Source organism: Aeromonas allosaccharophila (assembly GCF_016026615.1).
Lineage (GTDB): Bacteria > Pseudomonadota > Gammaproteobacteria > Enterobacterales > Aeromonadaceae > Aeromonas > Aeromonas allosaccharophila.
The window spans coordinates 1,734,991-1,746,618 of the sequence record NZ_CP065745.1 but is presented as its reverse complement, the minus strand read 5'-3'; the positions used below and the strand labels follow the sequence as shown (position 1 = coordinate 1,746,618).

General features: G+C 49.7%; 7 protein-coding genes. 6 read left to right on the top strand and 1 reads right to left on the bottom strand.

The window, feature by feature from the left end:
• The first annotated feature begins 1 nt into the window (after nt 1).
• Nucleotides 2–1,624, top strand: coding sequence for a TnsD family Tn7-like transposition protein (locus I6G90_RS07720; protein WP_064339932.1), 1,623 nt, complete (start codon nt 2–4; stop codon nt 1,622–1,624).
• 60 nt (nt 1,625–1,684) lie between these two features.
• A complete protein-coding gene (locus I6G90_RS07715; protein WP_024941359.1) occupies nt 1,685–1,984 on the top strand; it encodes a hypothetical protein in 300 nt (99 codons plus the stop codon).
• A 284-nt stretch (nt 1,985–2,268) separates the two neighbouring features.
• Here I6G90_RS07715 and I6G90_RS07710 read toward each other — a convergent pair whose 3' ends face one another.
• The gene (locus tag I6G90_RS07710) at nt 2,269–2,712 is read right to left on the bottom strand and encodes an antitoxin Xre/MbcA/ParS toxin-binding domain-containing protein (RefSeq protein WP_232254452.1); all 444 of its coding nucleotides are present in this window, start codon (nt 2,710–2,712) and stop codon (nt 2,269–2,271) included.
• A gap of 251 nt (nt 2,713–2,963) precedes the next feature.
• On the opposite strand from I6G90_RS07710, the gene zorA reads away from it, so the two are divergent.
• Genes zorA through zorD form a run of 4 tightly spaced genes read left to right on the top strand, consistent with a single transcriptional unit; the run spans nt 2,964 to nt 11,459 of the window.
• Nucleotides 2,964–5,471 carry an anti-phage ZorAB system protein ZorA gene (zorA, locus tag I6G90_RS07705; RefSeq protein WP_024941360.1) on the top strand — a complete coding sequence of 836 codons (2,508 nt, stop codon included), beginning with the start codon at nt 2,964–2,966 and terminating at the stop codon, nt 5,469–5,471.
• A gap of 11 nt (nt 5,472–5,482) precedes the next feature.
• Nucleotides 5,483–6,226: a type I Zorya anti-phage system protein ZorB1 gene (zorB1, locus tag I6G90_RS07700; RefSeq protein ID WP_024941361.1), complete on the top strand. Its 744-nt coding sequence runs from the start codon at nt 5,483–5,485 to the stop codon at nt 6,224–6,226.
• On the top strand, nt 6,226–8,217 hold the full coding sequence (zorC, locus tag I6G90_RS07695) for a type I Zorya anti-phage system protein ZorC (protein WP_024941362.1): 1,992 nt from the start codon (nt 6,226–6,228) through the stop codon (nt 8,215–8,217). Before zorB1 ends, zorC begins: the two co-directional genes overlap by 1 nt.
• Complete coding sequence (zorD, locus tag I6G90_RS07690) at nt 8,217–11,459, top strand: type I Zorya anti-phage system protein ZorD (RefSeq protein ID WP_064339933.1); 3,243 nt, start codon at nt 8,217–8,219, stop codon at nt 11,457–11,459. The genes zorC and zorD overlap by 1 nt, the downstream gene beginning before the upstream one ends.
• Nucleotides 11,460–11,628 lie beyond the last annotated feature (169 nt).

Below are 11,628 nucleotides of genomic sequence, written 5' to 3'. Positions count from 1 at the left end.
CGTGTTGGGTTCGGTGCTCCCGGCGTACATACCTGGTGAGTCGGTCTACAGTTGGGTCACTCAGTATTTTGTTCATTCCGCATACAGTGATAGAAACCATTTTTGTAACCGGTTATTCCACCATCCTGCCATTCGTCTGCACCCCTTATTACCTGGGCATATTGAGGCAGCAGCTCAGGCTGCGGGCGTAGATCCGCAATATCTGCTGCACCATGGCACGGGTTTCCCATTGTTCGCCCTGACGCTGAACAATAAGCACCAAGTCCACGCCCTGGCTGCCGCCATGCTGGGTGAGGGGAGGGGAATCATGGCCCTGTCAGGACAAGCCGCCAGCAAACTCGCCTTTGGTGTAGTTTGCCTGAAATGGTGTCCTAGTTGCCTGCTGGAGGATGAACAGACGTTTGGGGCCGGATATTGGCATACAGAGCATCAACTGTATGGAGTGACCGCCTGTATCAGGCATACGCTGCGTTTGCAAACCCTGGCGGCCAGCGCGGGAGGTATCGATCGGCGACTGCTCTTGCCCGATCCCGCCATGCGCTATGAGCAATCGTTGCCGTCCGAGCAAGAAATCTACCTTTCTTCATTTATCACCGAGCTGCATCGGTATCTGTGCGTCCAGTCGCCAGTGGCATCACCAGCTGAGTATTATCGGCGATGGCTGGGACAGCAGGGCTATTTGACAGCCCAAGGTCATCTCCGCAGCCAGGCCCTGTTGAAGGCTCTGAGTGCGTTTTGGCAGAGCCTATTTACCGGCTCTGCCCCCATGGTGCCAGTGGGCCTGGCCAGTTATCAGTACATCTCGGCTCTGGTTCACGGAAATCGTAACCACCACTACCTAAAACACGCGGTATTGATGGCGTTTGTGAGCCGCAGCCCAGCAGAATTCTTTTCCATCGAGGAGCCACACGTGATGCCGGTGCCTGCCTCTTCTCCGAGTGACAGGCAAGCCGCCGAGCAAGCGGTGTTAAGGCTGCTGGCGGAACAGACCCCCATGCGGCAGATCGCCCGCCAGACTGGATACAGTGTCGGCTATATCAAACAACTCGCCCTGAGACACAATCAACCGGTTGATCACCGTGCCAAGCGCATTACAGCTGAAGTTGAGCGGGGAATATGGCGTCAGGCGTTCATGGGGGGAGCACGGCAGCAGATCGCGTACAGTCATGGCGTTTCTGTCGGGGCGGTCGAAGCCATTATTCAGAGCCACCAGGGGCTGTCTGACTGGCGACGGCATTTGAGAAGGGTTAACCGTCTACGTGAGCACCGTGTAACGGTGGCTGCATATTTGGCACAGCATGCCGATGTCAGTCGAGGCTGTGTCGAACAGGTGTGTCGAACCGCATTTACTTGGCTCTATAAACATGATCGTGCCTGGTTGTATCAACAGTTACCTGCCGCCAAGCGAGCAGTTCACCATCCCAGTGTGGATTGGGAAGAACGGGATAGGAAACTGGCTGAGCAACTGGGGCTGCTGGCCGAGCAGGCAAGCTCTCTATCTGCATTGGAACGGGCAGTCGATAGGCCAGACTGCCTGAGGAAATACAAAACACGTCTACCGCTCAGTTACGCATTGGCTGTGCGGCTGGTTGCGGCGTATGCCGCTCAACATCCTATGCCCTGATGCTCGCCGTCGATACCTATACAGGTTCTGATATCAGGCATCACAACGAGGAGTATTGCCATGAAGGTCGAAGCCATCGTTCCTACCACACAGGTCGTCGATATTTTGTGCGATGTCTGTGGTGCTAGTACTACTAAATCGCTCGGTACGCAGGAATTCGGCACGCTGGAAGCTTGCTGGGGTTATGGTTCGCAGCACGATGGTGAACGATATCAGGTACACCTATGTGAAGGCTGCTTTTTTGGGGCGCTGGCCAACCTGAGACAGGAGCATCGGTTGATGAATATGTTTTCGGATGATTATCAACCCGCAGACCCTGATCAATTTGGGAAAATTGAAGGCAATCGAGAGCTTATCTAACCACGATTTGAATGGTTGTGTTGATCGGCTCATCAAATGAGTCGATTGGTCGAGGGGATCGGCTCATCAAATGAGTCGATTGGTCGAGGTGATCGGCTCATCAAATGAGCCGATTGGTCGAGGGGATCGGCTCATCAAATGAGTCGATTGGTCGAGGTGATCGGCTCATCAAATGAGCCGATTGGTCGAGGTGATCGGCTCATCAAGTGAGTCGATTGGTCGAGGTGATCGGCTCACCAAATGAGCCTATTGTTGGTGCTTTATGGTCACGTATGAACTGTTAATCAACAGGGGATGCCATGCCTAATCCGGCCGACAAGATCGATAACTGCCTGCGCTCCCATAGGCGTAGTAATCACATCGGCCGGTTTTTCACCACCTAATCCCCACGCAGAGCGGGTGAGCCATCTCATCGTTTTAGCAGTATCTCCCCGGTGTAGGGATATGGCTGCGTCCACTGCTAAGGCTGCCCAGTAAACGCGATCTCCCTGAGCTGTCGATAAGCGATTGCCCCGTTTGATTTGGCGATTCAGTGTGTCTCGGCTAATGCCAATCATCTGGCAAATTGTTCGGGTATTAGACCCCAATAGCTTGCTCAGTTTGACGACGATCTCAGGAGATACACCAGACACTATGTGCTGATGGGCGGCTAGCCAGTTACGTGGTAGACCGAGCGACTCCAGAACAGATAGATTGCTGGTTGGGAGAGATTGCTCTACATGAGTCATCATGAGTCTGCGCCTCCGTCTGGGGGTTGTTGATGGCAGCCCAATGCGAATCATCACTCAGGAGTTCATTGGGTCATCATCTAGTTTGGGGTATTCGTGAGCGGTTGACCACAAGAACGATAAATATATTAAATCCTTTTGAATCAGTCTCTTAAGTGGTTTGTGTCGATTGGGCCCAATTGCATGATTTCGATTAAAAAAGTGTTCATTGGAATTGGTATACTGCATCACTTCAAAATCGGGAGTGATGCATGAATTTCACCTTGTTGTTCGATTGGCTCAAGCTTCTTGAGCCGACTTCTGCCCCTACTTTCGTGGTCTGCCTGGTCGGGCTGCTGTTAGTGCTTTTTGGCTTGTTCTATCTTTGGCCATCTCTGTTTGTGGCGAACAATCTGAAGCAGGCAAGCAAAGGATTAGAACCACTGCGTGACCTGCCTGCTTTTGAGAAGTTGGAGCAGGCAACAGCAATGTTTGCATCGCCAAAATTTATAGCTATGAAGCATGCGTGGAAAGAATATGAAGACACTTTGCATAAGCAGAGTGAACTGGCCGAGGGAGAGAGTCGCTTGATAGCTGTTCGCGCGACAACCCTGTCAGCGACTTTCTTCTCAGTGCCAAGTATGGTGGAAATGCCGCTTCGCACTGAGGTTTTCAAGCATCTACCAGGCGTACTTACTGGTATCGGTATTGTCGGCACCTTTTTAGGACTGATGTTGGGATTGTCGCATTTTGATGTATCAGATCCCGCGAAAGTGACCGAAAGTGTTTCTCGCCTGCTCAGTGATGTACTTTACGCTTTTGTTGGGTCTTCATTTGCAATTTTGGCCTCTATTTTAGTTACTGGGTTTGAGAAGGCTCGATGGGGACGTTGCCTTGTATTGCTGGAAAAGCTGACCGAGTCCATTGATGAACTCTTCAAGGGGGGGGTGGGTGAGGAATATTTAGCCGACCTGGTTAAGGCCAGCAATGAAAGTGCAGTTAATGCCCGGCAACTGAAAGACAGCTTGGTGAATGACCTACGCACCATGTTGCAAAACCTGGTTGATACCCAGGTACAGGAAAACTTCAAATTAGCCAACACTCTCTCAACCTCTTATCAAGAAGTCGGTGCGTCTTTAGCTAACCAAATTGGGCGTTCTATCGAAGATAGTCTTAAAGACCCGTTGGAAAAAATTGCTGGATCTGTGAAGCAGGCAAGTGGCGATCAGTCGGGCCAGGTACAGCATCTATTGACTGATGTACTGAGTGCTTTCATGAGCAAACTAGATGCATCTTTCGGCCAACAGTTCAGCGGTTTGCATGAGATGCTGGGTCAGTCCGTAACAGCAATGCAGTCCATGCAGCAAGGCTTTATGGCATTGGTTGACGATATGCGACGAGCTGGAGAATCCTCTTCTCAGCAAAGTTCCTCCATGATCGCGCAACTTCTTGCTGATATGCAGGCTGGCCAAGCAAGTATGCAGACGGGCATGAATGAAATGCTGTCACAGATGCAGACTACGGTAGAACGAATGGGAAGTTCGGGCGAAGATGCCAGTGAGCGTATAGCTCACCAACTTGAGAAATTGTTTGCTGAGAGTGAGGTTCGTCAGCAACAGATGGCCGAAAGTCTGACCAGCTTTATAGAGCAGGTCCAGCAAAGTGTTGGTCAGGGACAGGAAGAGATCATGAGCAACATGTCCACCAACTTGACTCTCTTGAGCTCCCAACTCAACCAGATGTTCCAGACCTTTTCCTCTAACCAAGAGGGAATGGATGCTGCTCATCGTCAGGCACAGGCCGATATCAGGAACACAACGGAGACTGTTATTGGTGGGTTGGATAAGCAGCTTAAAGAGACGCTGCAATTGGTCGAGCAGCAGAGAGAAGTGGCACAGCGGGCTAGCGATAGCCAGCAACAAGCAATGGTTGAGAATCTGGATCATTTTATTGCTCAGATTCAGCACCGAGTAGGTCAGGGGCAAGAAGAGGTTATGGCGAGCATGTCGAGCTCACTAACTCATTTGGGCTCCAAGCTTGAGCAAATGTTCGAGACGTTTGCGACCAATCGAGAGGGCATGGATACAGCGCATAGCCAAGCATTAACTAACGTTCGTACTATGACTGAGAACATTGTTGATGGTCTGCAACAACAGATTCGAGGTTTGATGGCGCTGGTAGAACAGCAGCGCGAAGAAGCGCAGCAAGTTATTGAGGTTCTTGGTCAGCAAACAAGGGAGCATTTGCAGCAGATGGCACAAGGGGCGGACAAAATGCGCCTCGCTGCGGATCGGTTCGACACGGCAGGCAATAGTGTGGCTCAGGTTGGTGAAACTACTGCCAAAGTGATGGAGTCGGTACAGCAAGTTGGTGGAGACCTGGCAGGCGCTTCTCGTGAGCTCACAACTATCATCGCAGAATACCGCGCTCATCGAGAGTCTGCCGTCAAAATTCTGGGTACTATCGAGTCTGTTGTCGCTGGAGCGCAGAGCGAACAGAGCCAGCGAGTGCAACTTATTAGCGATCTTAAACAACACGGTGAGCGAATGCGTGATCTGAACCGTGAGGCTACAGAATACCTCGAGCAGATCGGCAACGCGATGGCAAAGGGGTTCAACGAGTTTGCTGATGGGCTGAATCGAAATCTGGTTAAGACCATGGGGAGTTTGGATAGCGAGTTGGATAAGGCAGTGAAAGGCCTTGCTGGTGGTATTGATGAAATGAAGGAAGGGATTGAGGATCTTTCCGAGTTGTTTGAGTCGGTCAAGGTACGACGCTAAGGGGCTAACTTATGTTCGGGATGAAAGGGGCCTCAACCTCACGTCGCTATGATGAGGCGGAAAAGCCATTTTGGATATCTTATGCCGATCTGATGACCGCCATGATGGTGTTGTTCCTAGTGGTTATGGTTGCCTCACTTGCATCTGTGACCCAGCGAATTCGGGAAGTAGAGGCTGGGGAAAAGCAAAGAGGACAGGATATTACCCGTATCTGTCAAAGCCTGGAGATTCAGGCGCGAAAGAAGAGCAATATCATCAAGGTAGACTGTCGCGACAACCGAATTAGCTTTGGGGAGGCTGGTCGCTTTGGACACAACCAATATTTTCTCGACCCACAGGGTCAGCAGGCATTGCAGGATGTGGTGCCATTGATCTTGGATGTTGCCGATAGCCCGGAAGGGCAACGTTGGATGAAGCAAGTGGTGGTCGAAGGTTTTACTGATACGGATGGTTCTTACCTCTATAACCTCCATCTGTCCCTACAGCGTTCCGAGTGGGTAATGTGTTCTCTGCTTGATGGGCGGAGCCAGTTGCAGCAGTCCCTATCAGCCGAGCACCAACAGCAGATCCGCAGCTTGTTTTTAGCTGGAGGCGTTTCTTTTAACAATGCAAAGGACAGCAAAGAGGCAAGTCGTCGAGTAGAGTTGCGCATGCAATTTTATGGACTCAAGGAAGACAAGCAGCAGGCAGTGGAGAGCGCACCTCATTTTTCTGGTTTGATGACTGCTGAACGCTGTCAATTGGAGATGCGTTGATGGTGGATGCAATTTCCCGTTTTACCGCGACCTTGGAGTCCAGTGTAGAACGGGTCAAGGAACACTATCTGGAGCGACCTCTACATTCTTTTGCTGCTTTGAAGCAAGCTAGTGCTGAGGTTGAGGCAAGCTTTGACCAAGCGGATGCTGCACCAGAACCACCGAAGGAGAAGCGTCATGCCGCTTTGGCGGCTTTCCTGCGCAATGAACCACTCACTCGACGACAGTGGCGGCTGGTATATGCAGGACTTGTTGACTCTGTTGAGGCAGGTAAACAACTACTAGATGATGAAAGAGTCTTTCCACGAGTGGGTAGGCATGTTCGTGCTCACATCGATAACAGTGGGTTAGCTCGTCGAGATTGGTTGGCACTTTGTTTTAGCTATTTTGGCTATCAGGCAATCGATCCAGAAAAGAGTCAAAACTGGCAACAGTTGCGCACCTATATCCGGGATGGTTACCGAGTTTTACGGAATCCGGCGAAGCTGAAAGCTTGGATGCGGATAGTTGATGAGCACCAAGATCTTTTTCAGAGTGAGGCTGGCTTGCAGTTAGGGCAGCAGATATTTGAGGGGACTGTAACAGACCTTACTCAGCTTCAGACTCTTGCCCAGATCCCGGCAGAAAGTTGGCTCTGGCATCAAGTTATCGCGGTCGTGCAGAAGAAAATTACCGAACTTGATGAGACGAGATTTTTAGCCCGGTTACCGGAGTTGCTGACGCTGATGGGGGTAAACAATAGACGACATGCTGACGAGATCTTAGCCGCTTGTCTTACTCGGTATCGTGATTGTCACTGTCATGCTCAGCCACAACCCCATTTGATGCAAGCTGGTCTGGAGATCTGGGGAAATCCCCAGTTGAAGTCAGAGCAGAATCGTTGGCGCCACCATGTAGGCAAACCAGTGTGCGACATGGTGGGTGCTTGGCTTGCCAAACAGGATTTACAACATTTCTTTAGTTTACTTAAAGGCGAAGGTGAGGTTGATCAGGCTCGCCTCTTCTATTGGCTGCGTTTTGCTGATCAAATGAGCTACACCCGTATCGTAATGGGACAAGATGCTAGAGAGAATAAAAATGAGGATTTTGTCCAGTTTCGTAAAGAAAATATGGGACGTTTTGGGAGCCTAATGAAAGAGGCTGGAACAAAGCCAGCGGATAATGCGGTCATTATGCAGATTGGTGACTACATCTTTGTCGAGTTTTCGCACACAGGAAATGCTTGTTATGTATACCGAGCTGATTCCTGTGGATTTAATCCTGATGCAAGCACACTGTACTTAACTCGTGATTTGAAACAAAAAAAACTTGCGAAGGGGCGCTGGATACATGTCCCCAAACCATTGAAGCCCAATGCGATGGACGGGTGGCAGCAAAAATATGATGATGAGTTACGGTTGCTTGGCATTGTTCCAACCTCACAGGGCGCCAGTCAGTCGTGGAGTCAAGTTGTCAAGCCAACAGCTCAATCCAATCAAACATCCTCTACCAAATCAGAACCTAAGCGCCAATCTTACAATGTACCTGAACGGCAGACGGCAGCCAGTAACTCAGTGTATTCAGACAGTAAAGGGAAAAGGGATTTTACCCTGTTGCTTGAGCAGTTAGGCGATAACTTGCTGCGCTATGTGGATAACAGCAACAAGTATGGGACTTTCCATATAGAGCTCAGGGAACGGCATGAACGGCATGAATGGTTATTAAAAAGCTGTAACTTCATCGCGGACAAAAACAAACCTCTCATGTTCAGTACAGTTATTCAGGACAATGAAAGCACTAGTACTCCCCAAGCGGCAGTGTCGATAAAAGATGATTTCTCTCTACTGCTAGAACAGTTAGGCGGAAACCTGCGGCACTATACGGATCATCGCGCTAAGGGGGGAGCTTTCCATATAGAGATCAAGCAGCGCAATACAGATGACATTTTGCTTCTTAGACGCAATGGTTTTGTGGTCAAAAATGGTAGCCCGTTTATGTTTTGGAAAAAATGATGCTTGGACGTTGGTTTAGCAAATTTGGGAAAAATAAGCATGACCCGGTTGATCTCAGCCCATGTTGGCAGGCGGATCAAAGAGGGCTCGTGTTTGCCGAAAGTATACAGGACGAACCTTCGCGATGGGCCTTGGTTGCCTATTTGGAACAGCTTGCTGAGGAGGATTATGCCGCAGAGCTTAGCGACCGCTGGCTCCTAACTTGGCGTAACTTGTATCGATTACTAGCGGATCCCGAGCATGAAAGCAGTCTGGCGTTGTTATCTTTGCCTCACTTTGCTGATGTACGCCCCAAATTGGAATGTACTGGTAGCCTGCTTGATGCTCATTTTACCGTTGCGATTACTCACTGGTGTGACGGCGTAACAGGAGAACATGTTGAGTTAAAACGCCAAGGGGCGTCAGTAACAACGGCAAAAGGACAGGGTTTGCTGAGCGAGGCTAGCTGGCAGCTCTGTGAAGCGTTGCGTGATCTTGTTCGTTGTCAGAAGGAGCAACCAGGTGAGGCGACCAACTATGAGGGATGGGCCGTTATTCGCAGTGCAGCTAAGGCAGCTAATGCTGACATGGATGGTTTTCTTGCCAAGACCGTGGTTGTCAAGCCTCAGCGACTGGCCTTGCGACCACGGAAGGCTGAGATCGATTCCTGTCCCGTCATTGAGGTTAGCGTTGATTTTCCTGAACAACCGGCAGGGTTCCTTTCCTCATTTGATGCCACGCAACGGGTGCAGGATAGATACCGTATAACGCAGCCAGATGGCACTATTGCTCATGTGGTGATAGAGCCTGAAATTAAACATGTACTCGAAGCCATCAAGGCGATCCCAGGCAGAAGAGTTGCTGGGGATTCGGCTTTGTCTTTGTTACGTAACCCCTATGCCCTGCTGGGAGAAAAGACCAGCGTAGTACTCGATCCAGATCAGCACGAGCAATCGCTTGTCGATGCGGGGATTTATTTTCATCACTTTCGTCTGGAGCCGCAATTCGAGGTCGAGAGTGGGAAAATCACCATCGTATTGCTGCACCTTTCCCCAATAAGCCGAAAGCCACTCCCAGATGTAACCCTTTGTTTCAATTCACCAGGAGCATTTGCTCCTTTTGTTCAAGAGCTTCGCCTTAAGATGGCTGCTGGTATGAGTGCAGGTTTCTGGCAGGGTTTTGAGCTTGAGCTCGGCGACTTTGACGAACAGCAGTTGTTCGACATCGAAAAGTTGCTAGATCGCTGGCAAAGAGAGGTGGCCGGAGAGTTGTTCGATTCTTTGTTTGAGCTTTCTCGCTATGGGGATCGCATCATCGGTCTGGGAGAAGTCGTTCCTGTTTCATCGCCCTTTCTGGCTAGAACCACGGGGCAGGATTGGCTATCGAGCGCGAGCGAGTCGCATGAAATAGAGGAATCCTTGGGAGATGCTATCGCACAGATCAATTTTGATGATTCAGCTCTGCTAGATGAGTTGTCAAAGAGGATTGATGCTGCGCTTGCAAACGACATTGGACATCTTTGTTTGCCCGGTTCTGAGCAACCAGTCCCGTTGCGCTTGGCTGAGCAGTTACAAAAGGAATGGCAAAAGCGCCTTCAAAGCGAAGATACAACAGTTCAAGAATCCATGAGGAAAAATGGCATTGGCTTGTTGATGGAAGAAAACATCGATGAGGTGGGTTATGCCAAGTGGCGACAAGATGCGATTGAACAGGCGCATCTCTCTTCCCCTTCCTTACCGGAGAGACTTAAGCCAGAAATTTCGCTGCGTGAGCACCAATTGCACGGTGTGGCATGGTTACAGCATCTGTTCGAACTGTCGCCAGAACATGTATCTGGTTGCCTCTTAGCCGATGACATGGGCTTAGGTAAAACGATCCAATTGCTGACCTTTGTGGTTGATTATCTGGAACGTCAACCTAGTGGCGATCCTGTTCTTATCGTTGCCCCGGTTTCGTTATTGGATAACTGGGAAGCAGAATTGCGAAAGTTCTTCTATGCCGATGACATTGTCGTCATGCGACTCTACGGTGACGCTCTATCAGAGGCAAAGTTTCGTAGCTATGAAATCCCAGAATCATTGCGTCAGCAGGGTGTAACAAATTTGCTGCGTCCCGGTTGGTTGAAGGAGGCTCGTATCGTGTTAACAACATACGAGACGATGCGTTCCCAAGAGATCTCCTTGGGTCGTCAGTCATGGGCCATGGTGATCTGTGATGAAGCCCAAAAAATCAAAAATCCGGCAGCTATGGTGACTAGGGCTATAAAAGCCATGAAGTCTAGGTTTCGTATCGCTTGTACTGGGACTCCAGTAGAAAACACCCTGATCGATCTTTGGAGCCTGTTTGATTTTGTCCAGCCTGGTTTGCTCGGGGCCTTGAACCAATTTGGTCGTGAATACCAAAAACCAATTGAAGAGGGAGAGTGCAAGGATCTAGCTGCTCTGGCTCGATTACGCTCCTTGATTGAACCTCAAACCTTACGGCGAACCAAGCAGGACGTGGCTAAGGATTTGCCTTCCAAGATAGAAGATCGCACTTGCCGCAATCTGACCATGGTTAGTCGGCAGCGTTCCCTCTATAACCAGCAGATTGGTGAATATCGACAGCGACAATTGGTGCAGGAGGCCGCAGGGAGTAAAGAGAGTTTCATCCTTCCTGTGTTGCATAAACTCAAGCTGGTCTGTGCTCACCCCTATTGTGTGGAGCCTGATCTTTGGTTACGCGAACATTCCCCTAAGATGAGGTGGCTTTTAGAACAACTGGATAACATCCGTCGCAGCGGGGATAAGGTTATCATCTTCACCGAACTACGGGATGTTCAGCGTGAAGTACAGCACGCGGTTAAGGTCCGTTTCGATATATCCCCAACAATCATTAATGGGGACACCAGTACAAGTAGCGATAGCCTGAATAGTCGCCAACGTCTGATTGACCGTTTCCAGGTTGTGACCGGTTTCAATGTAATTATTCTTTCCACCGTGGCGGTGGGGTTTGGTGTCAATGTGCAGGGAGCAAACCATGTGATCCATTTCACCCGATGCTGGAATCCGGCCAAAGAAGATCAGGCGACCGATAGAGCATACCGTATCGGCCAGACCAAGGATGTATTTGTCTATTATCCAACCATACGTGATGCTGAAATTCAGACCTTTGAGGCAACGCTCGATGATTTGCTGGATCAGCGGAGATTGTTAGCGAGTGATATGTTGCAGGGGAAAAAGGATTTACAACTATCGGATTTTGATGGTGTGCTTAACAAATGATGTCATTGCCACACTTTTCAACACTAGCATGTAGCCTTTCTGCTAACGCGCACAAATGACAAGCGTCTGCTCACTAATCCTCATAAGAGGTAATTAGCTGTTTTGTAATTTAGTTACATAGTCACTGTCACGGCAAACAAAACTTGGTTTCCAACTTCAATGTCCTGCT

Coding starts and splice junctions, on each gene's coding strand:
- zorB1 (WP_024941361.1), top strand. CDS start 5,483: ATGTTCGGGATGAAAGGGGCCTCAACCTCACGTCGCTATGATGAGGCG.
- I6G90_RS07715 (WP_024941359.1), top strand. CDS start 1,685: ATGAAGGTCGAAGCCATCGTTCCTACCACACAGGTCGTCGATATTTTG.
- I6G90_RS07710 (WP_232254452.1), bottom strand. CDS start 2,712: ATGACTCATGTAGAGCAATCTCTCCCAACCAGCAATCTATCTGTTCTG.
- zorC (WP_024941362.1), top strand. CDS start 6,226: ATGGTGGATGCAATTTCCCGTTTTACCGCGACCTTGGAGTCCAGTGTA.
- zorA (WP_024941360.1), top strand. CDS start 2,964: ATGAATTTCACCTTGTTGTTCGATTGGCTCAAGCTTCTTGAGCCGACT.
- zorD (WP_064339933.1), top strand. CDS start 8,217: ATGCTTGGACGTTGGTTTAGCAAATTTGGGAAAAATAAGCATGACCCG.